Source organism: Rathayibacter sp. AY1C4 (assembly GCF_002932195.1).
Lineage (GTDB): Bacteria > Actinomycetota > Actinomycetes > Actinomycetales > Microbacteriaceae > Rathayibacter.
Map to the genome: position 1 here is coordinate 39,102 of NZ_PSWE01000001.1, position 24,919 is coordinate 64,020.

Below are 24,919 nucleotides of genomic sequence, written 5' to 3' on the forward strand. Positions count from 1 at the left end.
GCCCGCCGGGCAACCGTCCTCGGCCGATGTTCAGCGTCGGGACGCCCGCGACGCCGGTCCGCGGGCGGGCTGTCAAGGCCGGGTGCAGCGGGGCGCGGAGCGGCAGGATCGGAGCACACCCAGAACCGGAGGTCCCCGTGCCCGACAGCACTCCCGAGCAGGCCGAGTACGACGTCGCCGTCATCGGCGCAGGACCCGCGGGGACGGCCGCCGCCCTCCGCGCCGCGGAGCTGGGAGCGCGCGTCGTCGTGCTCGAGGCCGCGCGCGTCGGCGGCACCTGCGTCAACACCGGATGCGTGCCCACCCGCGTCCTCGCGAAGACGGCGCGGATGATGCGCGAGACCCGCTCCGCCGGCGACTACGGGATCGAGATCGGCACTCCCGTCCTCGACTGGGCCGCGACCGTGCGCCACGTGCACGAGCGCGTCGACCTGGTGCGCTCGATCAAGCGCGAGGCGCAGCGGTTCGAGGAGGCGGGGGTCGACCTGATCCACGAGGGGCGCGCCCGCTTCGTCGACGAGAGCACCCTCGTGCTCGACAGCGGGCGGCGGATCCGCGCGCGCTCGATCATGGTCTGCGTCGGCGGGCACTCGCGGCGGCTGCCGATCCCGGGCGCCGAGCTCGCGACCGTGCCGGAGGACGTGCTCGGGCTGACCGAGCTGCCGCGCCGCGTCGCCGTGATCGGCGGCGGCAACACGGGCGCCCAGCTCGTCACCGTCTTCAACGCCTTCGGCTCGGAGGTGACGCTCTTCGACGTCGCCCCGCGGATCCTGATGACCTCCGACTCCAGCATCTCCGAGCACGTCGCGTCCGCCTTCGAGCGCCAGGGCGTCCGCGTCCGCACCGGGATCGAGACGGTGTCGGGCATCGAGCGGCAGGACGACGGCTCGCTCGCGATCGCGTGGCGCGAGGGCGGCGAGGACCGGACGGCCGAGGTCGACGTGGTGATCATGGCCACCGGCTGGCCCGCCGACGTCGAGGACCTCGGACTCGAGAACGCGGGCATCGAGGTCGTCCGCTCCGCGATCCCCGCCGATCAGTACTTCCGCACGGTGGTGCCGCACATCTTCGCGGTCGGCGACGCGAACGGGCGCGACATGCTCGTGCAGGCGGCGCAGTTCGAGGCGGAGGCCGCCGCCGAGAACGCGGTGCTCGGCGCGAACCGGCGCACGCCTCAGTTCCTCCTGCCCGCGGGCGGATTCACGGACCCTGACTACGCGGGCGTCGGCTTCACGCAGGAGCAGGCCCGCGAGCGCGACCCGCAGTGCGTCGTCGCCTCGGTGCCGTTCTCCAATTTGGACCGCGCCGTCATCGACGACCGCGAGAACGGGTTCCTCACGCTGATCGCCGACCGGCGCCGCGAGCTGCTGCTCGGCGCGCACGCGGTCGGCGAGAACGCGATCGAGGTCGTGCAGTCGGTGACCACGGCGATGGCGGCCGGAGTCGACCTCGCGACCCTCGCGAACGTCCGCTTCGCCTACCCCACCTACAGCGCGGTGATCGGGATGGCGGCGCGCGCCCTGCTGGCCGAGCCGGCGCGCCCGACCGAGCTGGACTGACGCGCTACCCGATCCTCGGAGGCGGCGCCAGCCCCGAACCGGCGGCCCGCCGCCTCCGAACAACTGGAGACGGGCACTCCGCCCGCCCCGCCGAGAGGAACCCCTGTGCCGATCCCCGCTGTCGACTACAACCACGTCCGACTCACCGTCCGCGACATCGCCGTCTCGCGCCCCTTCTACGACTCCGTCTTCGGCTTCGACGTCGCCTTCGAGGCGCCGCCGGCCGACGCGTCGCCGGAGGAGAAGGAGCAGCTGGCGTTCGTGTTCGGCGGCGTGATCTACCAGTTCCCGGGCGGACTGCTCGGCCTGCGCCCCGTCGCGCCCGGCGACGACCGCTTCGACGAGGACCGGGTCGGGCTCGACCACGTCAGCTTCACCGTCCCCGACCTCGACGCGCTGAAGGCCGCCGCGGCCGTGCTCGACGACCTCGGCATCGCCCACGAGCCGATCAAGGACGCCGGCGGCATGAGCCTCCTCGAGTTCCGCGACCCCGACAACATCGCGCTCGAGATCACGTCCCCGAGCTGATCGGAGCAGCGCGCGCACGATCGGGCGGGTCTCACCAGGCCTCCACGCTGATCGAGTAGCGCGCGTATCGAGATCCCCCACGCTCGAAGGGGCGGGTCTCGATCCGCCGTTGCGCCGCTACTCGACCAGCAAGGGTCCCCGCCGTGCTGATCGAGTAGCGCGCTCAGCGCGCGTATCGAGATCCCCGCGCACGCACGGAGAGCGGACTACGGATGCCGCCGTCGGTACGGAGTCGTCGTCGACACCCGGACCAGGCCCGCGCGCTCCAGGATGGGCCGCGAGTACTCGGTCGAGTCGCTGTGCACGAGGGTCTTCCCGAGGGCTCGAGCGGAGGCGGCGCGGGCGGCCGTGACCAGGCCGTAGAGCCCGCGTCCGCGGTACTCCGGCAGCGTCGCTCCGCCCCAGATGCCGGCGAAGGCGGTGCCCGGGACGGGCTCGAGCCGGCCGCCGGACGCCATGCGCCCGTCGACCTCGGCGACCCACAGCTCCATGCCGTCGCCGCGCGCCAGGCGGGCGACGAGCGAATCGGCGATCGACACGTCGACCTCCTCCTCGAAGGCGGCGTCGATCATGGCGCTGAACGCGCGGACGTCCGGCTCGTCGACGACCCGCCGCAGCACGACCCCCTCCGGGACCGGCCGGTCCGAGAGCAGCGCCTCGACCGGGCCGATCATGATCGATTCGGCCTCGTCCGGCGCGAAACCGTTCGCGACGAGCGCGTCGTGCAGGCCGGGGGCCTCGTCGTGGCCGCGGGTCTTCCACTCGACGCGGGTGATGCCGGGATCGGCGTCGAAGTGCGCGCAGGCCGCGGCGACCAGGCGGGCGATCTCCGCGGAGGAGGCGCCGGCGAGGTCGCGGTAGGTGACGAAGCCGCGTCCGCCGGCGAAGGTCACCAGACGCAGAGGCCCCTCGCGCGTCACGGAGACGGCGCTCGGGGTCTCGGCGTCGGAGCGGAGCTGGTCGTCGTAGGCGCGGAGGTAGTCGGAGCTCATCGCCCCGACGCTACCCCCGGACCCGGGCGATCAGGTCCTGGATGAAGGGGATGACGTCCTTCGCCTGGTCGACGCTGGCGAATCCGGTCGCGACGAGCGGCCAGATCGAGCCGATGAGCGTCGCGATGACGGCGGCCACTGCGGCGACCCAGGCGAGGGCCGCGTTGCGGGAGAGGAACGCGACGGCGAGGCAGGCCAGGCCGACCGCGTAGCTGAGGACGATCGAGAGGACGATCGCGCCGACCGGGACGTCGAGCGCCCCGGCCGTGGTGCCGTCGGCCGCGCCGATCAGCCCGAGGACGGGCAGCAGCACGGCGACGACGACCACGAACGAGAGCACGACGCCCGTGCCGAGCGCGATCCAGGCCGCGCGCGGCTTGCGTCGCGCGCCGTACGAGCGGGTGCGCACGGGACTACTCCCGACCGGCGGCGGACGACGCGCGGTCGTCCTCGGAGCGGTGGGCGTCGTCGGACGCGGCGTCGCGATCGGCCGCGGCCTCGTCGCGCTCGACGTGCTCGGACTCCTCCGCAGGAGCGACCTCGACGGTCGCGGTGCGGGGGTCGCCGTCGTCGTCGACCGGCTCGACCTGGACGCGGACCACGAACTCCGCGGTCTCGACGACGGCCGGAGCCGCGTGCGTCTCGACGCGGGGGTCGTCCTCGTCGCGCTCGGCGGCGCGCTCGTCGTCGGCCGTCTTCTGGGCGGCTGCGCGCTCGTCGCGCTCGTCGCGCTCGTCGCGCTCGTCAGCCGCGCGGTCCATCGCGTCAGCGGCGTCGTCGGCGGCGTCCGCCAGACGTCCGCGGGCGGAGTCGACGGCACCGGAGACGGCGTCGCGAGCGTTCCCGGCGGCCTCCACGGCGGAGTCGCGGGCGTCGGACACGGCGCGCTTGGCGGTGTCGACGAGCGGCTCCTCGTCCTCCTCCGGCTTCTCGATCGGGTCGAACGGGCCGTGTACGTCGGTCGCCTCGACGTTGACGACGACGTGGCCGCCGGCGACCGGCTCCGCCACGCGCTGCACCTGATCGCGCACGGCGTCCAGGACCTCGCGGACGGGGTGGGGGTACTCGACGACGAGGTCGATGTCGACGGTGGTGACGCCGTCGGCCTTCGAGACCGTGACTCCGGGGACGGTGCTGGTGCCCAGCACGCGGCGGGAGGCGCGGTCGAGGCCGCGGGCGACGGCTCCACCGAGGTGGTGGACGCCGGCCACGCGCTGGGCGCTCTCGCCGGCGGCGGTCGCGACCCGGCTCTCGGTCGACTCGGGCTCGGACGGCTTCCCGTCGCGGCGGGCGGACTCGCGCCGGCTCTGCTGGTTCGGGGTCGGCTGCTCATCGGTGCGGATGCGCTCGACGGTGCCGGGCTCCATCGGATCGGACATGGGGTGCTCCTTCAGAAAGACTTCCATCCCGCCTGAGCGGGGCTCTCCGGCCCTCCCGATCGGGAGGGCCGGACGGTGGTGCCGGCGGCTACTGCACGCGGGCGGTGCCGCTCATCTTCGTCCGCAGACCGCTGACGATCTGGATGACGACGGGCGTCTCCTCGCCGAGGAGGGCGTCCCACTGGCGGACGGCCTGGTCGACCGTCTGCCGGGTGCGGGCGGGCGAGGCGCCGCGGCGGGTATGCGCGGTGACGCGCAGCACCTTCTGGTGCTTGATCTCGAACGCGGTCACGTCGACCGCGACGATGGACGGCTCCTGCGACAGTGCCTCCTCGAGGACCTGCTCGGCGACCTTCGCGTCGATGGTGACGGAGCCGCCGGTGGGCGTCCCCGCTCCCTCTCCGGAGCCGACGCGCAGCAGCGTGGCGGTGCGGCCTCGGCCCTGGCGCACGATGAAGCGCACCAGCAGCAGGATGAGGACGAGCGCGACGACCGCGATGACCCAGAGGATCCACGGGGTGCCGCCCGATAGGGCCTGGCTCGTGGGGTCGGCCGCGTCCTGCGCGGCGGTGGACACGTTCTCCTGCACCTGCGGGAGCAGCGACCCCACCGCGACGGCGCCGCCGGCGAGGAGGAGGACGAGGCCCACGACGAACAGGAGCAGCCGGTTGAGGAATCGGTTCGTGGTGGTCATCAGCGGACCGTTCCCTTCTCGGACAGGCGCACCTTGGAGCGCAGGCGCGGGGTGCAGTCGAACGTGGCGAGCTCGGCGTCGACGGCCTCGCGGATCGGCGTGACGTCGATGCTGCGGCCGGAGGTGCGGGAGACCGTCACGTCGACGACGCGGGATCCGACCGACACCGACACGTTGTCGGGGTCGACGTCACCGGCGTAGCCGGCGGTGCGGGCGACGGCCTGCGCGATGACGCGGTCGTCGACGATGGCCGCGGTGCGGTCGGTGCTGACGGCGCGACGGCCGCGCCGGCCGGGCTTGAGCGACACGACGATCAGGACGAGCCCGATCAGCGCGAGCACGGCGCCGGCGGCGGCGGTCAGCGCGATGGGCGCTGCGGCCGCGTTGAGGAGCGAGGACGCTCCGTCCTGCGGGGCCACGAGCAGCGCGGGCTGGCCGAGGACGGCGAGGACCGCCTCCGTGCCCAGCCACGCGAACAGGAGGATGAGCAGGACGGCGAGGACGATCGCCGATCCGGAGCGGGACGAGTGCGTCTCGCGCCGCACCAGGCGCGGGTAGAGCGCCCGGCCGACAGTGGTGGGAGTCGTCACGACACCCTCCTTCGTTCTCGGAGGTCGGCACCGGTGATCCGGAGGTCGACCCGGCCGATCGTGGAGCCCGTCAGTTCGAGGCAGCGCGAGCGGATGGTCGTCTGCGCCCGGCTGAGTCGGTCCAGCAGCGTCCCGGAGGAGCGGCGGCCCGTCTCGCCCAGGGGCGTGACGTGGATGGGGGCGTGCGCGACGACGTGGAGGCGTCCTCCCTCGTCGTCGAGCTCGACGGACACGTCGGACGAGTTCACGTCCAGCGCCTCCGCGGTGACGGCCGACACGACTCGGCGCACGGCGCGCGAGCTGATCGTCGTGCGGCCGTGGCTGGCCTCGTCGGCCATCACCGCCGCGGTCACGAGGACCGCCGCCCGCGGAGGGTGTCGCCGAGGGAGCGCAGGTCGAGCTTGCCCTCGACGACCCGCCCGACGCCGTAGCCGATCGCCATGGCGAGGGCGACCCAGAGGAGCGCCCAGAAGCCGAAGACGAGGGCGGTCAGCGCGAGGACCGCGCCGAGCACCAGGCCGATGTGGGACGGAGTCACTTGACGCGGCTCTCGGTCTCGTCGTCCTTGTCGTCCGAGGGGATGAAGACGTCGGAGATGGTGACGTTCACCTCGGCGACCTCCATGCCGACGACCGAGGAGATGGCCTCGGAGACGGCGGAGCGGATGCTGTCGGCGAGCTTCTGCAGCGCGACGGGGTACTCGGCGACGACGGTGATGTCGGCGGCGACCTGCTTCTCGCCGACCTCGACGGAGATGCCCTGGCCGCGGTCCTGCGCGTTGATCGCGTTGCGGATGGCGCCGATGGCGCGGGCGGCGCCGTTGCCCAGGTCGTGCACGCCGGGGACCTCGCGGGCCGCGATGCCGGCGACCTTCTCGACGACGCCGTCGGCGATCGTGTTCTTGCCGGCCGAGGTGGCGGTGCCGTGCTTGGCCGAGGAGGCGTTGGCGAGGCTGGTGGGGGTGACGTTGGTCATGATCTTCTCCAGATGGTCAGAGGTCGTGGCCGGGGCCGCGGTGCTCACGATCCGTGGCACATGATGAAGACGTGGTCCGGGGCTCGGACGTCCCGGTGGCTCAGCCAAGGTGCAGGGAACGTCGAGCGGAGATGCGTTTCGCGGCCACCGGCGTCCACAGGCTCCTTCGGCGCACTCGCTGAGCGGCCAGCGGAGTGCACAGCCGCGTCAGGCCGCGGTCGCCGTCCCCGCGGGGAGCCGGCGGTCGCGCCGGCGGGTGAGGGCGCGGCGCCAGGCGGGGCTCCACCGCTCCTCGGCGACCGCGTTGAGGCCCCAGGACAGCAGGAGGACGACGACGAAGGCGACGAGTCCTGCTCCGTCGCGGCCGATCAGCGGCCAGAGCGCGCTGACGATCGCGCTGCCCACGACCAGATGGAGGATGTAGAGCGAGTAGCTGATCCGCCCGAGCCAGAGCAGCGGCGCCCATCGCAGCACGGCGGTCCGGCGCCGCATCGCGACGACCGCGACGGCCGCGCAGACGCCGAGGACGACCGCTCCGTCCGGCCCGCCGTGGAGGAGCTGGGCGTTCAGGGCCGCGATCAGAGCCGCCGGCACGGCGAGGAGCTCGAAGCGCCCCTGGCGTCGCGAGAGGAACAGCAGCATCCCGACGCAGAAGAGCGGTCCGTACTCGGCCAGCGTCAGGTTCGCCAGGACCCGGACGGCGACCGGCGCCGAGACGACGTCGACGCCTCCCGAGGCGAGGTGAGCGGCGACGGAGGCGGTCGCGGCGACGCCGAGCCAGACGACCACCAGCACGCGGACCAGCCGATCCGTGAACCGGCACTTCGTGAGGACGAGCACGAGCAGCACCAGCAGGTAGAACTGCATCTCGACGGCCAGCGTCCAGAACGCGCCGTTCACGTTGGGCACCAGCAGCAGCCGCTGCACCATCGTGAAGTTGAGCAGCAGCTCCAGCGGCGTGAGCTCGGTGCCGGGGACGCGGGCGAGAGCGCCGACGACGATCGAGACGACCACCGCGATCCAGTAGGCCGGGTAGAGGCGGCTGACGCGGGAGATCGCGAAGTCCGACGGCCGCCGCGCGCGGTCCGCGGACATCAGGATCACGAAACCGCTGATGACGAAGAAGAGCTGGACGCCGAACTCGCCGAACGGGAGCGCGAAGGATCCCGGCGGTGCACCCGGATGATCGAGCGAGAACGCGGTGGTGAAGTGGTAGACGACCACGCCGAGGGCGGCGAGGCCGCGCAGACCGTCGAGCTCGACGAAGCGTGACGCCACGGCTCCCCCGCTCCGGAGCCCCCGCCCCTCGCTCGAGTGTTCCAGAGCGCTCCGGCCGCCCGCGCGTCGGCCGTCCGTCGTTCCGCGCCGCGCCCGGCACCCGCCTCGACCCGCATCCCACCGGCGGAGGCGCGGGGAGGGCGGCGCTACGCTCCCGGGATGGATGCGGAGCGCGCGGGCGAGGGTATGCCGACCTGACCGAGCGGTTCGTCGCGGATGCGATCGCGTCGGCCTCGCGCATGACCGAGCGCGGACTCCTCCCCGCGGAGGAGCAGCGCGTCAGGCCGAGTGCAGGTGGCGATCGAGCGTCATCCAGTTCTCGCGGCTGAGGCGGGCGGCACCGTCCGTGTCGCCCGCGCGGAGGGACTCCACGATCGCGCGGTGCTGCTCCACGGATCCACGGGCCGCGAGGGAGGCGAAGCGCTGGCGCTCGGCACGGCGGATGAGCGGAGTGGCCTGCTCGAGCACGTCCTCGATCATCCCGTTGCCGCTGAGCCCGGTGAGCACCGCGTGGAACGCGTCGTCGGAGCGCAGCGCCAGCTCGACGTCGCCGTCCGCCAGCGCCCGCGCGAAGTCGTCGTTCGCCGACTCCATTGCGGCGAGCGCCTCCGGAGTGACGGCCGGGCCGGCGAGGCGCGTGGCGAGCTCGTGCATGGCGGCGGCGATCTGCTGGGCGTCGCTGATGCTCTCGGCCGTGGCGGGGGTCACGATCGTCGCCCGGCCGGGCTTTGCCGAGACGAGGCCGACGCGGGCCAGCCGGAGCAGCGCCTCCCGGATCGGCGTCCGGCTGACCCCGAGCCAGGCCTCGAGCTCCTGGTCGCGGAGGCGCTCCCAGTAGGCGCGCGAACCTGATGCCCCCACCGGCGCCGGAGAAGCCTCGCGCTCCTCGATGAGCGAGAGGACATAAGCTCCCACACGTGGCAGCCGGCGCAGTGATGTACAACTTCGCGATACAGCTGGCTGATGTGGACCGCGGCGTCTACGAGGACATCACCTTGCGAGCCGCTCGGCACCCCTCCGAGACCGACGCGTACATGATGACGCGCGTGCTCGCGTACTGCCTCGAATACGTGGAGGGCATCACCTTCAGCGAGGGGATCTCGTCGACGGCGACCGAGCCGGCGGTGCTGGTCCGCGATCTCACCGGCAGGCTGACCACGTGGATCGAGGTGGGCGCGCCAGATGCCGAGCGACTGCACTTCGGGAGCAGACTGGCCGACCGCACGACGGTCTACACGCATCGCAACCCGGAGAAGGTGATCGCGGCGTGGTCCGGCAAGCGCGTCCACCAGCTCGAGCAGATCACCGTGCAGAGCTTCGACCAGGGGTTCCTGGATGCCGCGGTCGCGGTACTCGAGCGCCGCAACACGCTGACCGTGTCGGTCGTCGAGGGGCAGCTGTATCTCGAATTCAACGGCGTGACGTCGAGCAGCGACATCCACGTGCATCAGCCGGGCTGAGCCGGCGCCGAGTGTCACGAGGTCCGTGTCCGGAAGACCGGTCGGAGGACACGATGGAGCAAGACGGCAGAGCACTCGCCGCCGACGAGACCGATGTGCATCACCGGCCCTCACCTGTCGCGAGCGTGCACGTCGGGGCGGTGGTGACCTGGCTGGCGATCTCTCCTCTGGTCACCATCGGGATGACAGTGCCGGCCCTCGTCGCGGACGAGTGGCCTCCTGTTCTGCGGGCCTTCGTCCTGACCGCCGTCGTGGTGCCGCTCGCCGTCTACCAGGTCGTGCCGCGGCTGCTCCTCCTGCACGGCCGGATCGTCGCCTTCCGCGGACGTCGCCGAGCGGCCCGAGGCTGAAGTCGGACGCTGACGACCCTGGGCGCCCAGGGGCTCGAGGCCGCTCCTCGTCGAGTGGGGTCCCGGAAACCAGTCGCGGGCGATGGTCGCGGGGGATGCCTGCTCCTCGACGCTGCGGGTGTTGAGTCCGAGGAGTCCCTCGGGGGGTGAGTTCGGCGCTGATCGAGTCGATGATCCTTCGCTAACGCCGAGGGCCGCTTCCCTGAGGAAGCAGCGTGAGTGGCGGCGGAGTACCGGGCGCTGTGCCGCGGGTGAATGAGACGCTGCGACGACTGGCCGACCAGTGATCCCCAACGTCACGTACGGCGGGGACATGGGCGGTCTCGTGCGCTACCTCGCGGGCGAGGGGCGCGCGAACGAGCACACCGAGCAGCACTTGATCGCGGGGAACCCGGCGATCATGGCGATCATGGCGATGCACGGTGAGAGCGTCCTCGACCAAGCCGAGGCCGCCGCGATCGCGGCAGAGTTGAACGAGTACAAGAACTTCTTCGGCGTCGAGGTGACCCGCCACGAGAAGGTGTTCGACAAGGACTCCGGCGAGTAGATCGGCAGCAAGCGCGTCGCCGCTGACGTCTGGCACTGCTCCCTCTCGCTGCGTGCGGAGGAGGGGCAGCTCACCGATGAGCAGTGGGGACGGATCGCGACCGATTTCGTGGACCGGATGTGGTCCGCCGGCGAGTCCTCCGCAAAGGCGGACTGCCGGTGGATCGCCGTGCGGCACGGGTTGTCGAAGAACGGCAACGACCACATCCACATCGCTGTCTCCGCGGTGCGCGCCGACGGGACGAAGGCGCACGTCGCGTACGACAAGGCGCTCTCGCAGAGAGTCAGCCGGCAGTTGGAGAAGGAGTACGGTCTCGAACCGTTGCACGCGCCCGAGCGTGAGCTGGGGGAGCGCGGCGTGCAGCCCGGCGCGCGCGAGTCAGCGCAGCGCCGCGGCGCTGTCGAGGTCGACGCTCACCGGCTCGTGCGCGCGGTCCGCTCGTCGGCATCAGCGTCAGCGGACGAGGAGGAGTTCGTGCGCCGGATGCGCCAGGCCGGCGTGCTCATCCGCCCGCGCTACGCGGCGGGCCGCGACGACGTCGTCGCCGGCTACTCGGTCGCCTTGCGTCCCGAGAAGGGCACGCCCGTGGTGTGGCACGGCGGCGGGAAGCTCGCCCGAGATCTCACCCTCCCGGAGCTACGGAAGGGCTGGCCGGACTCACCGCAGTCCGCGCAGACAGCGGTCGATGAGTGGCGCGCGACAGCGAAGAACCCTTGGCGCTACCAGCCCGTCGCGCCCGGCCGCGAAGCGACCGAACTCTCCAGCGACCTCTACTCCTCCTACGCCGAGGACATGGGGCGGCTGCACGACTACCTGAGTCGAGTGGACCCCTCCGATCGCGCGACCTGGGCACACGCAGCCCGCGAAGCATCCGGAGCCTACGCCGCATGGTCGAGGCGCCTCGAGTCGACACCCGGGCCGCTGGCCGAAGCGTCACGGACCCTCGCCCGCTCCGCGCATCTGCGCGCGCACGAGTCGACGCCGCGGCCGGCAGGGATGCCGTCGACGGCCGGGACGACGATGCTGATCCTCGCGACAGCCGGAAAGCGAAACAAGGCCGCCAAGGAGGCCATGCTGCTGCGCCAGATCGTGCGCACCACGCGAGCGATCATGGACGCCCACAAGGCCGCCGGCGACGCCCGCCGTACGCGCGAGCTCGCCGGGACGATCCAGAACCAGCTGAAGACGGTCCACGAGGGGTACAGCGCGCAGATCCAGAAGAACGCCTGGGACGCCCTTCCCGAGGACACCCGCCGCGCGCGCGAGACGGTGCAGGCGAGCTTCGCGACCGGGACTCCCGTCCCGACGAAGCTCACGAAGGCTGAGCCGAACGTCACCACGACCGCTGCCCCACAGCGCGGCACCGAGCCGCGCGAGCGCGACGGCCACAACCGCCAGACCGACACCAGTGAAGGGGAGGAATCACTATGACTGACGACGACGGAGGAGTGGAGGAGTCCATCAACTCGTCCGCACGGATCGCGCTCACCATCGCGATCCAGCTCGGCGAGAAGCTGGCCCGCGCATACCAGGAAGCGATGCGCGAAGCGCAGCAGCGCAGCGCCATCGAAGCACGCGAGCTCGCGACCCGCTACGAGGGCGAGCGAGCGTCCGCGCGACAGACGGTGTCCGTCGTCAACGATCCCCAGTGGTGGAATCAGGCGAGCGTGCGCGACGTCGCCCGCGTCGCGGAGACGGCGACCGCGTGGAAGCACGCGGACCCGCAGATCGCGTCCGCCAGTGCCTTGATCGCGTCGGAGGAGAAGGAGCGGTACGGCGTCGACGTCGCCACGCTGCAGGTCATCGCACGCGACACCCCGACCGAGCTGGACCTCGCGAAGCAGTGGGCATCCGCCTCGGCGCCCGAGGGGTACCACCGCCACGACGACAACCGGCTCACGATGCCCGTCGGCGACATCCGCGAGCCCAACCCTTCGGCGGAACGAGCGCTCATCGCGGACTACCGCGCGGCGGTCGCCGGCGACGTCCCCGCGCTCGAGCTGAGTGTCGCGGAGGAGTGGAAGCGCGCCAACGATCCGGTCGGCTACCAGGACTACCGCGTTTGAGACAGCCGTCGCCTTCGATGACCATGGCCGCGCGCGGCCGGCGGAACCAGCGGTGGCTGAAGCCGCGCGCGCGGCTCTCGTGCAGGACTGGCGCACCGACCATAGTCGTGCCATCTCCCGCCACAATAAGACATGAAAACAAAGCCATACACCAGTTGCTACCGCGGCAGGTAGCAACGCTGCAAGCGAGGCCAGAAAACTGCTGGCCGCAACAATCATGATACGACGGGTGAGATCCGGACGCTGTTGGACTATTTCTTGAGACCGCCGTAGATGCGCTCGGAATCTTCCTTGCGCTATCTACTCTTGCGTACTCATTACCTGCACTTTGGGACGGGATGAGATCTACGTCGACTGCAGGCCTGAGCTTGCTTGCTCTCGCCGTGAACACAATCGAAGCCGCAATTTACTTTGTGGGAGGCATTGGCGGTGGGGGCATTGTTCCAGCTGGGCAGGTGGTTCCCGTGTATATCGTTTTTGGTGCGATCGCCGCTCTATCCAATTTTCCACGTTTTCTTAGGGTCGCCTTGCGCCGAGTTCGGAAGCTCGACGGAGGTTGACAGGCTTGACTGTCATCCTCAAGACGCAGGTATTGGTGAGCTATTTGAGGTTCTCAATGACCTCGCGTGTGTAGCCGTTGGGTGCCTCGCCCGTCCACTTCGTCGCGACCAAAGTTAGACCGCGCACGAAGTAGCTTTCGCCGAGTTCGGTGTCGACTCCGTACGCAGCCTGCTCTGCGGGGATGATTTCCGTGAAGTAGTATCTTGTGCCTTCCAAAAACTGTTCGCTCTCGAACTGTGGACTTGAGAAGATGCCCTGCACGGTTGCCATTTCGTCAGGGGTCAACTCGGAGATTTGAGTTCCAATACCGTTGTGCACGCCATCGGAGAACCAGCGGCACTGAAGGTCGTCGCCATGGGCGTCCAAAATCGCTCGCAGTCCGTCGTCTCTGACGCCGATTCCCTCGAATGTGCTCATCGGTACTCCGTCGGGCGGGACGTTCAATTGCAGTCCTAGGACTTCCATCTGAGTGGTCATTTCCGGGCCGTACAGACCTTGGCATGCCGAGGCCTTGAGGGTCAGGATCGCGGAGGCCACGATGGAGGCGGCACGCTCATCGGCCCAAGCGGTAGGCAGCATTAAGGCGAGCGTTGTCAGATGACTAGGCGCACAGGATGACAACGGTGCCACTGCGGTGTTTGCGGCTGACGCCCAATTCTCGAATTGCCAGAGTTCCTTTGATGTCTCGGTGAACTCGTCCTGCAGAGCGAGGTTGCGGTAGAGCTTGTCCGAGTCAGCTGACGTGTCCGTACAGGTGGGAGTCCACGTTCCCAGGGGCTTAGTTGCACCACGTCCTGACACGGACCACGCAAGCGGCCCGACGACCGAGTTCGCGAACTGGTCCGACGCGTAGAAGGCGACGTCGGCAAATTTGAGAATCTTGAACGCTGATGCGACCGACCGAGCGGCACGGTTCAGCTGGATCGCGGCGGCCTGACTGGCGCTGGCCTTCGCAATCATCTGCCGAGACAGCGATTCGAATCGGGCTCCAAATTCGCTATCTGGTCGAAGGGCCTCGTCGGCGCAGCCGCCGATCGTATCCACAACCGCCCGTGTCTGTTCCGCTGTGGTTCTGGGCGTGGCCAACACGAGTTGCTTGCCTCCGCACTCAAACAGGACCTGAATCAGCGCATCGAGGGCCGGGTTGTTGGTTCCGCCAATGCTTAGGGAGTCGAAGCTGAGTGCTAGAACGTCCGCGAGGATCGACTGCCAGCCGACGCTCGACGAGCCCATCACCATGCTCGACCCAGGCGCCGTCGGCCGACCAATTCCGACAGCTTGGGTCGAGAGAGGCGGCAACACCATCGTGTCGCCGTCGTCCAACACAGCGTGCGCGGCGTTGTACACGACCGCGGTGATGTCGTACTTCTCGTCTCCGTTCCATCTCCACGCGAAGTCGTCCGCCGCGTCGTCGAGCTGCATGACCTGCGCGAAGGAGCGATTGTTGCCTACTCGCACCGTGACGATGCTGTCGCGGCTGTCCGGCTCAAAACACACTCGCACGGCGGCATTCGGTTCGTTCTCGTCGGGATCCACAGTGTTGTCGACCCAGTCCGGAAGCACGTCGCCCGTGCACTCCGGCTCGTCGATTCGCTTGCCGGTCAGTTCACCGACCTTCTGCGCGAGGATGCTCGTCCATGCGACGGTGGAGAACTCTTGCACCTGCACCGAGGCGACGCCGTCTGCGACCGTGACAATCTCCTCGCTTGGCTGCCAAACGCGTAGCTCTTCATCCCAACGCACGAGGCTCAGATGCTTCTGTGGCTCCTCGAGGTCGCTGATGTCCCACGTGATAGTCAGCGGCTTGGACAAGTCCACGGTGTGATCGACCTGGACCGGCTCGCTGAACAGCTCGGTGGCGTACTCGTTCTCGACCTGGCCAATCTCGTCGCCGATCTCGACCTTGAGCTCGGAGCCGTCAGGAGTCGCCTCGACCGGCACCGACACTCGCACACCGCCATGTTCGACGGTGCCTCCCTCGACCGACAATGAGGTCGATCCCGAGCTGAATTGAGGCGCCGGATCCACCTCCGTGCTCTGCGCCGCTGACTGCTCTCCTGGCACGCACCCTGCGAGGCAGAGCAGGACTACTAACGCAGCGCTCAGATTGCGTGGGACGGAACTAGTGGAACGCATGTCGGCCTCGCTTCGGGTCGGCGACCAAGCTGTCGTGCTGCCAACCTAGGACACGGCGACTCAACCTGGGGCAGTTGCCAGCACATCTGGAACCGTTGCTTGGTGCGACGGCCTGGCATAACCGAGATCTGTCCGTGCCGCGGGAGCGTGCTGAGACTGCACGATTGCGTCGCAGGTGCAGAGGGATCACGGGATGTATGGGTGCTGTGTGTGGCTGCCCACGGTCCGCGACTGCTGGTTAGGCGCTCGAGTCGCGAGGCTTTTTCGGTGGGCGCTGCGTGTAGAGCGGCGGTTGCAGATCGGGCGGGAACGCACCCGCGGCCGGTGCTTCGTAGGGCCGATTCACCGATTCGGTTCTCGTCCGCGGAGTACGCGAACGGCCCGTCCGGGGAGAGCAGGACACTCATGTGCGGGTCGCAGTGGTTGATCCACCATGCGCTCATACCGGCCTTCGGGTCGGCGCGTGCGGCCTCCCAGGCCCGCCACAGCGCCTCGATGCCCTGCTGCGCTTCCTTGGACTCCCACCAGGCCGCTTTCCACCGCAGACCACCACCGGAGCCCCGCGACATGACTCGGCGCCGGTAAGTGCTGATGAGCTGCTTGCGCACGAACTCATCCGCCGATCCGAAGTGCGTCGTCAGCTCCTCCTCCGCGTCGACGTCAAAGCTCACCGCCGCGGTGGCGGGCTCGTCAGCGCCGAACGGGTCGTCATCGTCGTAGCTGCTCATGCGTGAGGTCGTGTCCCTGCTCGGAAGCCTGCGTCGGCGCCGGCGTTGCACCTGGGCGGTGGTTCGCGACAGAAGTGTTGATCGCGGCGACGAGCGGCTTGGGGCCGTCGAACCATGGGACTGTGCGCAGGATGGCGGCACGGGAGCCGGAGGACATCAGGATCGCGCGTCCGATCTTGCGTCCCTTCTTCGGGGCGGGGAGGTTCGCCAGCTCGGCCACGTCGAGGATCAGTTCGCGCTTCAACGCGCTGGTGGTGGAGCGCACGCCCTTGTTCATGCTCGCAGAGGCGGCGAGAGCGACCGCCGATCAGCGAGCGTGCAGCCGCGAGGGGATTTGGTGCGATCGGAAAGAGGTCGTCAGTAGTAGATCGTCTCGACTCCGACGTACTCGACCGGCTCGTTCTCGGGGCGGACACCGACGCGCAGGTAGCCGTCGGGATCCTCCGTTAGGAACAGCCAGTCGAGAAGCCTCGTGTCGACGTCGTCGATCGGGTCCGACCACAGCACGTCGTACTCGCCGTCCGTCCGCCTGCAGCCGCCGGCCCAGGTCTCGAATCCCTCCGGCGGGAAGGGGCCCGCCCCTGTGGAGAACGCGCAACTCGAGCCGTCCAGGAGGCGGAGCCGGAACGGTCGCAGGTCGGGCGACTCGAAGTCGTACTCGCTCCTCTCGACCCGGGCGCGGCTCCAGCTTTGCACGTCGACCGACGGGCAGAGCGCCTCGGCGCCGTCGGGCGACGCGATGCACTTCGCGCTCGTTGCGCACGAGAGGGCTTCGGGATGGAGGGTCGACTCGGCGCTGCACCCGGTGATGAAGCTCTCGGTCGGGCCGGCCTCGGCAACGATCCGGGGGTCCGACCACGGATCGAGCCGCACGAGCGCGGTCGATCCGACGAAGTCGGGAACCTCGCGAGCGCGTGCATCGATGTCGTCGATCACGTAGCTCTGCATGGCGACGACGAGCTTCTGGGTGCGCATCAGCGCGCCGTGGAAGCACGGCGATGAAGTCGCCGTATCGCTCACGACGCCTGCCAGCTCGAAGAGGTTGCGGCCCGCTTCGTCCTTCGTGATGAGCCTCATGCCAGTGAGGAGGTCCTCCCCGATCCCGTGCACCGCGCTCATGGTGTACCGGCAGCGCGCGTAGTCCTGCGTCGTCGAGCCGTCCGTTGCCGAGTCATCGCCCACGACGAGGTCGCCCATGCGGACGTCCTCGGAGCTGAACGAGAGTCCGAGGAAGCCTGCGCGGGGGATGGTCAGCGCGGTGTCGCCAGCCAGCGCATGAACCGGCAGGCCCTCGGGCCACGGCGCGAGTGCCTGCAGCTGTGCGGAGCCCGACTGCAGGGCCAGGTGAGCGCGTCGAAGTGACGGCCCAGGGAGCGCTCTCCGCTGTGCGGTGACGTACATGGGGTACTCCCCCGCGTCCGTGGGGAGAAGGATGCGCATCGTGAACGCGCCATCACCGTCTCGGATGGTCGTAGCGCCTGTGATGCTCATGCAGGGCACGCTCGCAGGGTCCAACGTCCTGTAGGCCACTACTGGCCCGCGAACGGGTAGAGCTCGCCGATCCAGGTGTCGTAGGCGAGCGTTGCCCGGCAGAACGCCACCACTGCTTCCGTCGCTATCGCGACGGCTCCACCCACCAAACACGGTTCTGGGGACGGCGCTGCATCGACCGGATGTACGCCCTCGAGGGTCGGCGTCGGCGATGAGGGTCTGGTGCTGAGGAGAGGTGAGGCGATCTTCGGTGACTCGTTCTCGTGTGGCGCCTCATCTGGCGACGTCGATGAGCAACCGCTCACGAGGAGGCCGGAGCGGCTGGGCGGCCTCAGACCGTGCGGGCCGTGCCGCCGTCGGCCACCATCTCCGCGCCCGGGACCGAGGCGGCGGCATCCGAAACGAGGAGGCCGATGACCTCGGCGGCCTTCTCGGACGCGGCCGGTCGGCCGAGCGGCACGAACGCCCGGCTAGCCGTGGAACCGGTTTCCGAAACGGCCCCTCGGGACGCACCCGGAGACGACGAGGGCCCGGCACCGCCGTGAGACGGTCCGGGCCCTCGGGCACGCAGGGGCTGCGCGTCAGCGGCGCAGCGTGTGGCTCGGCTTCTCGTCGAAGCGCACCTGGTACGCGCTCGCGAAGCGGCCGAGGTTGCCGAAGCCCCACTCGCGGGCGACCGCGGCGACAGTGGTCGAGCAGGGGTCGCCGGCGACCAGGTCGGAGTGGGCGCGGTCCAGGCGCACGTCGCGCAGGTAGACCGACGGCGACACCCCGAGGTGCCGCTTCGTCGCCTGCTGCAGTGTGCGGGTGTGCAGACCGGCCGCGCGGGCGGCGTCTGCCGGGGTGATCGGCTCGTGGGCGTGGTGCTGGAGGAAGTCGAGCGCCACCCGGGTGCGGGAGGCGGACGGGCGCCGCAGCACGGCCGGCACGTCCCACGCGCGCCACGGGAACAGCAGGAGCAGCACGCGGGCGAGGTCGAGCTCGGCGGTGAAGCGCACGAGCGGAGTGATCGCGGCCGTCGCGAGCGCGGCGCTCGCCTCCGTCACCGCGGCGCGCCAGCGGGCGAGGACGCCGGGGTCGGCGTCCGCCCCGTGGTCGAAGGAGACGGGCTGGCGGGGGCCGGCGTGCGTCTCGGTCGCGACGTCCTCGAGGAACCCGGGGGCGAAGTGGATGAGGTTCTGCCGGTGCGGCTCGAACTCGAGCCCGAACTGGCGCTCCGCGGGGAACAGGAACGGGGCCGAGAGCGCGCCGGTCCGGGTGAACGGCGGCAGGTTCAGGCGTCCGCCTCCGGCGCGGAACCAGCCGACGACGTACTCCTTCAGGTGGGGGACCTGGCCGGTGAGGGCGCCGGAGCAGTCGGAGGTGCGCAGGGTCACCCGGTCGCTGCCGCGGACGGCGTAGCGGTAGGAGAAGCCGCGCTGCGACGGAGCGACGCGGAACTCGCCTCCGCCGTACGCCTCGGAGTAGACGGCGGACGCGGCGGACGGATCGTCGCCGGAGGCTTCGTAGCGCCGGTCGGCCCGCTCGTCGCCCGCGAACGGGCTGCCGAGGGTGAAGGTCGACTCGCTCATGACGTCCGCCCGGGGCGGCGGCGGAGGGAGCAGTGCATGGGGGACTTCTTCCGGGTTCGGGGTCCGTGCGCTCGGGGGGATGCACGAGGGGTACGGAATCAAGACGTGTCGAGGAGCCGGAATGTCACGAATCCCGTCTCGAGACGTCCCCCATCGGCGGCACTCGCAATCCGGCCAGCGGATTCGGCGACCCGTTGTCAAGGCTGGTAGTCATGCCGGACGGCGCCCCACACTGAGGGCATCGGCGCGCGGGGGCACCGCGCGCGGGACCGCGGAGGAGGCGCTCATCGACGACGACCCCCTCCTGAACGCGTCCGACGCGACCCTCGCCGCGCGCGCCGTCGACGGCGACGTGCAGGCGTTCGAGCAGCTCGCCCGCCGCCATGGCGCCCTCATGCGCGTCTACGCCGCGAAGCTCCTCGGCTCCGAGGCGGAGTCCGAGGACGTGGTGCAGGAGGCGTTCCTCACCGGCTGGCGGCGTCTGGCCGATCTCGACAGCCCGGCGCACATCCGCAACTGGCTGATGCGCATCGTCACCCACAAGGCGATCGACCGGATCCGCGTCCGCCGCCGCCACGACGACATCGACGACTGGGATCCGCCCGCGCCGCCCGAGCACTCCCCCGAGCGCATCGTCGAGGCGCGACTCCAGCTGGACGCGGTCTGGGAAGCGCTGGACCGATTGCCTGCTGATCAGCGACGCTGTTGGCTACTCCGCGAGACCGCCGGCTACAGCTACCAGGAGATCGCCGACGCTCTCGAACTCCCCGTCTCGACGGTCCGCGGCATCCTCGCCCGGGCCCGTCGATTCCTGCTCCACGAATTGGAGGCATGGCGATGACCGACGACGCCGCTGTGCCCGAGGACGACCTCGACGGCCACACGCTCGAGGAGCTGGGCGAGTACCTCGACCGCGGCCGCGAGCCGCGCGACCCCTCGATCGAGAACTCCGCCGCGTGCCGGCTCGCACTCGCGAACCTCACCCGCCTCACCGAGCTCTCGGCGCGGGCGCTGCGGCAGGAGGCCGACCGCGAGCCCGACCGCGACGAGGTCTGGATCGCAGGCCTGCTCGACGCGATCCGCTCCGAGGTGCGCTCCGGCCGCGACATCCCCGTCCGCCACCCCGACCCGACCCTCCGCCTGGCGCTCACCGAGGCGGCCGTGCGCGGGATGATCCGCCGCGCCGGCGACACGATGGGCGGCGTCATCATGGGCCGCTGCACCCTCGACGGCGACGTCTCGGCTCCCGGCGCCGTGGTTCGAATCGACGTGACCTGCGCCCTCGAGTTCGGCCTGCCGGTCGCCGTGGCCGCCGACCGCCTGCGCGAGCGCATCCGCTACGCCCTCGAGCGCCACACCGAGCTGACCGTCGGCGCGATCGACGTGACCGTCGACGACGTGTACCCCCACCGGGAGGAGCGGGAATGACCGACGACACCGAGCTCTCGCAGCGGCTGACCGCCGAGATCCGCGACATCGAGGGCGTCGCGGGGGTCTATCCCGCCCAGCCGATCGTCGAGGCCGCGGCCGACGCGCTCGCCGTGAAACTGGACCTGCGTCAGCCCGACGTGCTGGTCGACATCGACCGGTCGGAGGGGTTCACCACGGTGAGCGCGCACATCGCCGCGTCCGCCGCACTGCCGGCCCCCGAGACGCTCCGGCTGGTGGGCGAGCGGATGCACGCGCTGCTCGCCGCCGACCCGTCGGTCTCGGGGCCGCTCGCCGTGAACGTGAAGGTGCGCCTCATCGAGGATTCGGGGCGCGCCGAGCACTGAGCGGGGCCGCCGCCGTCCCCTCCCGCGGGAAGCCGCTCGGGTACGCCTCGTGCGGCGTGCCGAGTACCGAGGTGGCGTCCCGCGGAAGGGATCAGGGGCAGCCCGACCGGGTCAGCAGGAGACGAGGCGGTCGAAGCGGGACGCGACGCCCGAGCTGTCGCTGAACTTGCGGTTGATGACGCTCATCTTGTTGCAGCCGCTGTCCGGGCCGTTCCTCCAGATGACCTTGACGTTGCTCGCCTGGTCGCAGTGCCACCACACCGTGACCTGCGCGCGACCCAGGGAGTCGCGCTGCGAGCGGACCTCGTAGCAGTTGCCCGGGCCGCCGTTCTGGTAGACGAGCTGCCCGGCGGAGGCGGGGGTCGCGACGGCGACGGCCCCTCCGAGGGCGAGGGCGATCGCGGCGAGCGTGGCCGTGAGACGACGGTGCATGGTGTTCTCCTTCGAACGGGCGATCGGAGGCTACGGCGGCCGCCCCTCTGCCAGCACCCTGGACCCGGCCCGGCCGAGCCCGGTCGTGAGCTTTCGTGCCGGAGATCACCCCGCCCAGAGGGTGGGGGGAGAGCGAGTACTCCTCACTAGCGTCGAGGCGCGTGCAGCTGCGCGCCCCTTCGACGCAGAGGACTCGCCATGCCTTCACGACTCCTCGACCGGCCGCGACTCGCCCTCGCCCTCGCGGCCCTATGCCTCGGAGTGCTCGCGGCGACACCCCCGCAGGCGGTCGCCGCCCTCGCACCGGCGTCCGCGACTCCGACCGCCTCGTCCGCCGGCCAGGCCGTCACGGCGGCGCCCGCCGACGCCCCGGGCTGGACCACGCTCCTGCGCGACGACTTCACCGGGCCGGCGGGGGCGCCGGTCGGGAGTCAGTGGGAGCACGAGGTCGGCACCTGGGGCACCGGGGCGGTCGACCGGACGACCGCGTCGACGGCGAACGTCTTCCTCACGGGCGGCGGCGCTCTGGGCATCCGCGCCCTCCGCGACTCCGCCGGAGCCTGGACGTCCGGGCGGATCGTCACCGCCGACAAGTCGTTCTCGGCGCCGGCGGGCGGCCGACTGCTGATGACCGCCTCGATCCAGCTGCCGGACGTCGCGCAGGCCACCGGCTACTGGCCCGCCTTCTGGGCTCTCGGGCGGGACGCGAACGCCGTCATCGACTGGCCGGCGACCGGCGAGTTCGACATGCTCGAGGCCGTCAACGGCACCGCCCAGGTGATCCAGACGCTGCACTGCGGAGCGCCGGACGGCGGCCCCTGCGACGAGCCCGCCGGCCGGACGAGCGGGATGCTGGACTGCGCGTCCTGCGTGACCGGGTTCCACCGCTACTCCGCCCTGCTCGACCGGACCGTGCCCGGCGACGAGCGCGTGGAGTTCCTCGTCGACGGCGTCACCCGGCACGTGGTGCGGGAGTCGGAGGTGGGGACGGCCGCGTGGCAGGCCGCGGTCCCGAACGACGTGCTGCTGATCCTGAACCTCGCCATCGGGGGCGGGCTGCCGAACGGGGTGTGCGGGTGCGACAGTGCAGCCGCTCCGAAGAGCTCCGGCGGGACGATGCTCGTCGACCACGTCGCGGTCTACCGGTCCGACGCTGCGCCGGCTCCGGTCGTCGTCGGGACCGCCGCGGTGGGCGCGACCCTGTCCTCCTCCGCCGGCCGGACGGAACCGCTCGTGCACCGCTGGGCGGCGGGAGGCGTCGACATCGCGGGAGTGACGGGTCCGGATCTCGTGGTCCCCTCCTCCGCGGTCGGCAAGCGGGTGACCGTGACAGTGAGCGCCGCCGACGGCTCCGGCCCGACGACCTCGCAGCCGACCGCACCGGTCGCCGCCGGCACCCTCGGCGCCGCGACGCCGACCGTCACGGGCACGGCCCGGGTCGGAGCGGTGCTCACGGCAGCCCCGGGTCCGTGGACGCCGACCCCCGTCAACCTCACCTACCGGTGGAAGGCGGACGGCGCGGCCATCGCGGGAGCGACGTCGCCGCGGTTCACGCTCACGAAGGCTCAGGCGGGGAAGCGGATCACGCTGACCGTCACCGGGACGAAGACCGGGTACACCACCGCGAGCCGGACCTCCGCGGCGACGGCGGTCGTGGGACGGTGACGGGCGCGGGCTGTCCCCCGCCCGCCACCGTGTCTCAGACCTCGCGCTTGCGGCGAGGAGCGATGCGCAGGACGGCGGTCCCCGCAGCGATGAGGGCGAAGGCCGCGAGTGCCAGCCAGACCGAGTCGAACCCGGTCATGGCGAGCGTTCCGGCACCGACTCCGGCTCCGGCGGCTGTTCCGATGTGGTTGTACATGTCTCTCTCTCTGTTTCACCAGTCGCGCCGACGGCGTGTCAGCGCATCCAGGTAGGCCTTGGTGTGGACGACCTGCAGGAACAGGTCGACGACGAGCTCGTACATCGACGCGGCGGCGAGCATGTACCGCCAGCCGCGGTCGCGGACCGTCACGATCCGCTCGACGACGAAGATCGCGGTGACGGCCAGCCAGAACGGCTGGAGGCTCAGCTCGCCCCAGCCGACGGCGTAGACGATCGTGGCCAGGTAGACGTAGGTGATGATGCAGCCGAGCATCGTGAGCAGCTGGCGCCCCCAGTAGGGAGCCGTGACCCGCGTGAAGCCGTACTGCACGCAGTTCTCGACCGCTCCGCGCTTCCAGCGCAGGCGCTGACGCCAGAGGTCTCCCCAGGTCGGCATGACCTCGGTGACGAGGGTGCAGCCGGCGGGGCTCAGCACGTCGTAGCCGAGGTGGCGGATCGCGAACGTGAGCTCGTTGTCCTCGGTGAGGACGGTGGTGTCGTAGATGCCGCCGATGCCGTCTCCGGAGGGGAGGGAGCCGGCCAGGCGGGCCGCGCTGATGCGGCGCATCACGGCGACCTGGAGCACGGCCGCGGTGCCCGTGACGACGAGGCACTTCCCGTTCAGCCGGCGCACGTCGCGGGCGTAGCGCGCGTACTCATTGCGCTGGAGGTGGCCGACGAAGCCGCCGCCCTCGCCGCCGCGGAACACTCCTCCGACCGCGCCGATGCCGCCGTGCAGCCTGCCGCGGGCGATCTCGAGGAACCCGGGGTCGAGCGCGGAGTCGGCGTCCTGCACGAGCACCAGGTCGTCGTCCTGCAACCCCGGGAGGACCTCGGCGAGGAACTGGTTCAGGCCGCCCGCCTTCTTGTGGCTGTTCCCGACGGTGACGAACACCTCGGCGCCGTGCGCGAGAGCGATCTCGACCGTGGCGTCGGTGCAGTTGTCGGCGATGACGACGATCCGGTCCGGCGGCCAGGTCTGCCGGCGCAGGCCCTCAATCGCCGCGGCGATCCCGGCCTCCTCGTTGTGGGCGGGGAGGGCGGCGACCAGGTCGCCGATGCGCGACGAGGCGCGGCGGCCGCTGCGGGGGCGCGTGCCGCGGATCGGAGTGGATGCCGGAGGGAGCCGGTCGGCGTCGACGGCGGGGAGCACGGTGCGCTCGAGGACCGCGGCGGGGGCCGGCGGACGCTCGAGCAGCGCGGTCGGCGCAGCCGGACGCTCCAGGAGCGCGGTCGCGGCGGACGGACGCTCCAGGAGCGCGGTCACGGCGGACGGACGCTCGACCACGGCGGTCGGCGCGGCCGGACCCTCGACCATCGCGGCCCGACGCTCCAGGACAACGGTCGCGCCGGCCGGTCGCTCGACCACTGCGGGCGGGGCGGCCGGACGCTCCAGCACCGCGGTCGGGGCGGCGGGGACCGTCACCGCTCCGGCAGGCGTCGCGGACGCGAGGCGGCGCGGAGCGGAGACCCGCTCGCGCCCGGGGCGGGCGGCACGGCGTCCCGAGAGCGGGCGCGAGGCCGTCTCGTCGTGCGCCTCCCAGGTCGCCCGGCGACGGGGAGCCGTCGGCTCGTCCGCGCCGTGGCCGGGCTGTGTGCTCATGACTGTTCCTCTCCGCGGCCGGGGGCCGATGTGCGCTGATGAGCGCCCGCGCGGAACGGAGGTCGTCGCCGGGGTGGGCGCGACCCGAGTGAGGAACGGCGTCCGACGGGGGGATCGGAGCAGGGCCTGACAGAGGACAGCATCGGGGGGTGCTGCGATCAACCTAGGGGCACGGAGATGATGGAAGCAAGCAAAATTTGTCACCCTAAAGGGGCTGTACAAGGGCCTTGCGGCTTCTTTGTCTTCGTCGTAGTTGATCCCTCGCCTCGCTGAGCCTCCTCCACACCCGGCGCACCCCTCTCCGCTCGGCCCCGCGGCGGGCCGTTCGGGGGTCGGCGGCG

At 70.9% G+C, this 24,919-nt stretch carries 30 protein-coding genes; 11 read left to right on the forward strand and 19 right to left on the reverse strand.

Features of this window, described 5'->3' with window-relative positions; all coding sequences use genetic code 11:
• The first annotated feature begins 137 nt into the window (after positions 1–137).
• Both C5C99_RS00170 and C5C99_RS00175 read left to right on the forward strand, forming a co-directional pair.
• Positions 138–1,559, forward strand: coding sequence for an NAD(P)/FAD-dependent oxidoreductase (locus tag C5C99_RS00170; protein ID WP_258063570.1), 1,422 nt, complete (start codon positions 138–140; stop codon positions 1,557–1,559).
• Positions 1,560–1,664: 105 nt separating this feature from the next.
• Positions 1,665–2,087 carry a VOC family protein gene (locus C5C99_RS00175; protein ID WP_104223996.1) on the forward strand — a complete coding sequence of 141 codons (423 nt, stop codon included), beginning with the start codon at positions 1,665–1,667 and terminating at the stop codon, positions 2,085–2,087.
• A gap of 206 nt (positions 2,088–2,293) precedes the next feature.
• Here the strand turns inward: C5C99_RS00175 and C5C99_RS00180 are convergent, their stop codons facing one another.
• From C5C99_RS00180 to C5C99_RS00225, 10 genes are all read right to left on the reverse strand, one after another.
• Entirely contained in the window at positions 2,294–3,079 is a 786-nt protein-coding gene (locus tag C5C99_RS00180) for a GNAT family N-acetyltransferase (protein ID WP_104339396.1), read from the reverse strand.
• A gap of 10 nt (positions 3,080–3,089) precedes the next feature.
• Positions 3,090–3,488, reverse strand: a complete 399-nt coding sequence (locus C5C99_RS00185; RefSeq protein ID WP_104223994.1) for a hypothetical protein — start codon at positions 3,486–3,488, stop codon at positions 3,090–3,092.
• 4 nt (positions 3,489–3,492) lie between these two features.
• Positions 3,493–4,458, reverse strand: a complete 966-nt coding sequence (locus C5C99_RS00190) for an Asp23/Gls24 family envelope stress response protein (protein ID WP_181074511.1) — start codon at positions 4,456–4,458, stop codon at positions 3,493–3,495.
• A gap of 88 nt (positions 4,459–4,546) precedes the next feature.
• The gene (locus tag C5C99_RS00195) at positions 4,547–5,152 is read right to left on the reverse strand and encodes a hypothetical protein (protein WP_104232926.1); all 606 of its coding nucleotides are present in this window, start codon (positions 5,150–5,152) and stop codon (positions 4,547–4,549) included.
• On the reverse strand, positions 5,152–5,742 hold the full coding sequence (locus C5C99_RS00200; RefSeq protein ID WP_104266518.1) for a DUF6286 domain-containing protein: 591 nt from the start codon (positions 5,740–5,742) through the stop codon (positions 5,152–5,154). Before C5C99_RS00200 ends, C5C99_RS00195 begins: the two co-directional genes overlap by 1 nt.
• Complete coding sequence (locus tag C5C99_RS00205; protein WP_244230558.1) at positions 5,739–6,095, reverse strand: hypothetical protein; 357 nt, start codon at positions 6,093–6,095, stop codon at positions 5,739–5,741. Before C5C99_RS00205 ends, C5C99_RS00200 begins: the two co-directional genes overlap by 4 nt.
• Positions 6,092–6,280 (reverse strand): DUF2273 domain-containing protein, encoded by a 189-nt coding sequence (locus C5C99_RS00210; protein WP_104223990.1) that lies wholly within the window; start codon positions 6,278–6,280, stop codon positions 6,092–6,094. The genes C5C99_RS00205 and C5C99_RS00210 overlap by 4 nt, the downstream gene beginning before the upstream one ends.
• A complete protein-coding gene (locus C5C99_RS00215) occupies positions 6,277–6,717 on the reverse strand; it encodes an Asp23/Gls24 family envelope stress response protein (protein ID WP_104223989.1) in 441 nt (146 codons plus the stop codon). Before C5C99_RS00215 ends, C5C99_RS00210 begins: the two co-directional genes overlap by 4 nt.
• Before the next feature lie 207 nt (positions 6,718–6,924).
• Positions 6,925–7,995 (reverse strand): acyltransferase, encoded by a 1,071-nt coding sequence (locus C5C99_RS00220; protein ID WP_181074512.1) that lies wholly within the window; start codon positions 7,993–7,995, stop codon positions 6,925–6,927.
• Positions 7,996–8,274: 279 nt separating this feature from the next.
• Positions 8,275–8,856, reverse strand: a complete 582-nt coding sequence (locus C5C99_RS00225) for a GntR family transcriptional regulator (RefSeq protein ID WP_104339399.1) — start codon at positions 8,854–8,856, stop codon at positions 8,275–8,277.
• A 56-nt stretch (positions 8,857–8,912) separates the two neighbouring features.
• Between C5C99_RS00225 and C5C99_RS00230 the strand changes: the two genes are divergently transcribed.
• The 5 genes from C5C99_RS00230 (at position 8,913) to C5C99_RS00250 (ending at position 12,418) form a co-directional block, all read left to right on the forward strand.
• Positions 8,913–9,455, forward strand: coding sequence for a YaeQ family protein (locus C5C99_RS00230; RefSeq protein ID WP_104266521.1), 543 nt, complete (start codon positions 8,913–8,915; stop codon positions 9,453–9,455).
• A 53-nt stretch (positions 9,456–9,508) separates the two neighbouring features.
• The gene (locus C5C99_RS17370) at positions 9,509–9,805 is read left to right on the forward strand and encodes a hypothetical protein (protein WP_104339400.1); all 297 of its coding nucleotides are present in this window, start codon (positions 9,509–9,511) and stop codon (positions 9,803–9,805) included.
• A 313-nt stretch (positions 9,806–10,118) separates the two neighbouring features.
• A complete protein-coding gene (locus tag C5C99_RS00240) occupies positions 10,119–10,352 on the forward strand; it encodes a hypothetical protein (RefSeq protein ID WP_146085441.1) in 234 nt (77 codons plus the stop codon).
• Positions 10,353–11,783 (forward strand): relaxase/mobilization nuclease domain-containing protein, encoded by a 1,431-nt coding sequence (locus C5C99_RS00245; RefSeq protein ID WP_374953718.1) that lies wholly within the window; start codon positions 10,353–10,355, stop codon positions 11,781–11,783.
• On the forward strand, positions 11,780–12,418 hold the full coding sequence (locus tag C5C99_RS00250; RefSeq protein ID WP_104339403.1) for a hypothetical protein: 639 nt from the start codon (positions 11,780–11,782) through the stop codon (positions 12,416–12,418). The genes C5C99_RS00245 and C5C99_RS00250 overlap by 4 nt, the downstream gene beginning before the upstream one ends.
• Before the next feature lie 600 nt (positions 12,419–13,018).
• On the opposite strand, the gene C5C99_RS00255 is transcribed toward C5C99_RS00250, so the two are convergent.
• From C5C99_RS00255 to C5C99_RS00270, 6 genes are all read right to left on the reverse strand, one after another.
• On the reverse strand, positions 13,019–15,043 hold the full coding sequence (locus C5C99_RS00255; protein WP_146085443.1) for a hypothetical protein: 2,025 nt from the start codon (positions 15,041–15,043) through the stop codon (positions 13,019–13,021).
• A 38-nt stretch (positions 15,044–15,081) separates the two neighbouring features.
• The gene (locus tag C5C99_RS17650; protein WP_104339405.1) at positions 15,082–15,843 is read right to left on the reverse strand and encodes a DUF4913 domain-containing protein; all 762 of its coding nucleotides are present in this window, start codon (positions 15,841–15,843) and stop codon (positions 15,082–15,084) included.
• Complete coding sequence (locus C5C99_RS16690; RefSeq protein WP_146085444.1) at positions 15,824–16,120, reverse strand: hypothetical protein; 297 nt, start codon at positions 16,118–16,120, stop codon at positions 15,824–15,826. The genes C5C99_RS17650 and C5C99_RS16690 overlap by 20 nt, the downstream gene beginning before the upstream one ends.
• 80 nt (positions 16,121–16,200) lie before the next feature.
• Positions 16,201–17,244 carry a hypothetical protein gene (locus C5C99_RS00265; RefSeq protein ID WP_146085445.1) on the reverse strand — a complete coding sequence of 348 codons (1,044 nt, stop codon included), beginning with the start codon at positions 17,242–17,244 and terminating at the stop codon, positions 16,201–16,203.
• A gap of 421 nt (positions 17,245–17,665) precedes the next feature.
• The gene (locus C5C99_RS17375; RefSeq protein ID WP_258063571.1) at positions 17,666–17,794 is read right to left on the reverse strand and encodes a hypothetical protein; all 129 of its coding nucleotides are present in this window, start codon (positions 17,792–17,794) and stop codon (positions 17,666–17,668) included.
• Positions 17,795–17,915: 121 nt separating this feature from the next.
• Positions 17,916–18,905: a helix-turn-helix transcriptional regulator gene (locus tag C5C99_RS00270; protein WP_104247226.1), complete on the reverse strand. Its 990-nt coding sequence runs from the start codon at positions 18,903–18,905 to the stop codon at positions 17,916–17,918.
• Between the two features lie 352 nt (positions 18,906–19,257).
• Between C5C99_RS00270 and C5C99_RS00275 the strand changes: the two genes are divergently transcribed.
• From C5C99_RS00275 to C5C99_RS00285, 3 genes are read left to right on the forward strand one after another with little or no spacing between them, the layout of a single operon-like run.
• Complete coding sequence (locus tag C5C99_RS00275) at positions 19,258–19,746, forward strand: RNA polymerase sigma factor (RefSeq protein WP_258063572.1); 489 nt, start codon at positions 19,258–19,260, stop codon at positions 19,744–19,746.
• The gene (locus C5C99_RS00280) at positions 19,737–20,333 is read left to right on the forward strand and encodes an Asp23/Gls24 family envelope stress response protein (RefSeq protein WP_104223973.1); all 597 of its coding nucleotides are present in this window, start codon (positions 19,737–19,739) and stop codon (positions 20,331–20,333) included. The genes C5C99_RS00275 and C5C99_RS00280 overlap by 10 nt, the downstream gene beginning before the upstream one ends.
• Positions 20,330–20,680, forward strand: a complete 351-nt coding sequence (locus C5C99_RS00285) for a hypothetical protein (protein ID WP_104223972.1) — start codon at positions 20,330–20,332, stop codon at positions 20,678–20,680. Before C5C99_RS00280 ends, C5C99_RS00285 begins: the two co-directional genes overlap by 4 nt.
• A gap of 111 nt (positions 20,681–20,791) precedes the next feature.
• On the opposite strand, the gene C5C99_RS00290 is transcribed toward C5C99_RS00285, so the two are convergent.
• Entirely contained in the window at positions 20,792–21,112 is a 321-nt protein-coding gene (locus C5C99_RS00290) for a hypothetical protein (protein WP_104255207.1), read from the reverse strand.
• 198 nt (positions 21,113–21,310) lie between these two features.
• Between C5C99_RS00290 and C5C99_RS00295 the strand changes: the two genes are divergently transcribed.
• Positions 21,311–22,777: a family 16 glycosylhydrolase gene (locus C5C99_RS00295; protein ID WP_146085446.1), complete on the forward strand. Its 1,467-nt coding sequence runs from the start codon at positions 21,311–21,313 to the stop codon at positions 22,775–22,777.
• Between the two features lie 34 nt (positions 22,778–22,811).
• Here C5C99_RS00295 and C5C99_RS16935 read toward each other — a convergent pair whose 3' ends face one another.
• A complete protein-coding gene (locus tag C5C99_RS16935; RefSeq protein ID WP_167305255.1) occupies positions 22,812–22,973 on the reverse strand; it encodes a hypothetical protein in 162 nt (53 codons plus the stop codon).
• A 15-nt stretch (positions 22,974–22,988) separates the two neighbouring features.
• Positions 22,989–24,578 (reverse strand): glycosyltransferase family 2 protein, encoded by a 1,590-nt coding sequence (locus C5C99_RS00300; RefSeq protein WP_258063573.1) that lies wholly within the window; start codon positions 24,576–24,578, stop codon positions 22,989–22,991.
• Between the last annotated feature and the right edge of the window lie 341 nt (positions 24,579–24,919).

Coding starts and splice junctions, on each gene's coding strand:
- C5C99_RS00285 (WP_104223972.1), top strand. CDS start 20,330: ATGACCGACGACACCGAGCTCTCGCAGCGGCTGACCGCCGAGATCCGC.
- C5C99_RS00195 (WP_104232926.1), bottom strand. CDS start 5,152: ATGACCACCACGAACCGATTCCTCAACCGGCTGCTCCTGTTCGTCGTG.
- C5C99_RS00180 (WP_104339396.1), bottom strand. CDS start 3,079: ATGAGCTCCGACTACCTCCGCGCCTACGACGACCAGCTCCGCTCCGAC.
- C5C99_RS00190 (WP_181074511.1), bottom strand. CDS start 4,458: ATGTCCGATCCGATGGAGCCCGGCACCGTCGAGCGCATCCGCACCGAT.
- C5C99_RS00265 (WP_146085445.1), bottom strand. CDS start 17,244: ATGTACGTCACCGCACAGCGGAGAGCGCTCCCTGGGCCGTCACTTCGA.
- C5C99_RS17370 (WP_104339400.1), top strand. CDS start 9,509: ATGGAGCAAGACGGCAGAGCACTCGCCGCCGACGAGACCGATGTGCAT.
- C5C99_RS17650 (WP_104339405.1), bottom strand. CDS start 15,843: ATGAGCAGCTACGACGATGACGACCCGTTCGGCGCTGACGAGCCCGCC.
- C5C99_RS00270 (WP_104247226.1), bottom strand. CDS start 18,905: ATGAGCGAGTCGACCTTCACCCTCGGCAGCCCGTTCGCGGGCGACGAG.
- C5C99_RS00290 (WP_104255207.1), bottom strand. CDS start 21,112: ATGCACCGTCGTCTCACGGCCACGCTCGCCGCGATCGCCCTCGCCCTC.
- C5C99_RS00250 (WP_104339403.1), top strand. CDS start 11,780: ATGACTGACGACGACGGAGGAGTGGAGGAGTCCATCAACTCGTCCGCA.
- C5C99_RS00240 (WP_146085441.1), top strand. CDS start 10,119: ATGGGCGGTCTCGTGCGCTACCTCGCGGGCGAGGGGCGCGCGAACGAG.
- C5C99_RS00215 (WP_104223989.1), bottom strand. CDS start 6,717: ATGACCAACGTCACCCCCACCAGCCTCGCCAACGCCTCCTCGGCCAAG.
- C5C99_RS00295 (WP_146085446.1), top strand. CDS start 21,311: ATGCCTTCACGACTCCTCGACCGGCCGCGACTCGCCCTCGCCCTCGCG.
- C5C99_RS16690 (WP_146085444.1), bottom strand. CDS start 16,120: ATGAACAAGGGCGTGCGCTCCACCACCAGCGCGTTGAAGCGCGAACTG.
- C5C99_RS16935 (WP_167305255.1), bottom strand. CDS start 22,973: ATGTACAACCACATCGGAACAGCCGCCGGAGCCGGAGTCGGTGCCGGA.
- C5C99_RS00280 (WP_104223973.1), top strand. CDS start 19,737: ATGGCGATGACCGACGACGCCGCTGTGCCCGAGGACGACCTCGACGGC.
- C5C99_RS00300 (WP_258063573.1), bottom strand. CDS start 24,578: ATGAGCACACAGCCCGGCCACGGCGCGGACGAGCCGACGGCTCCCCGT.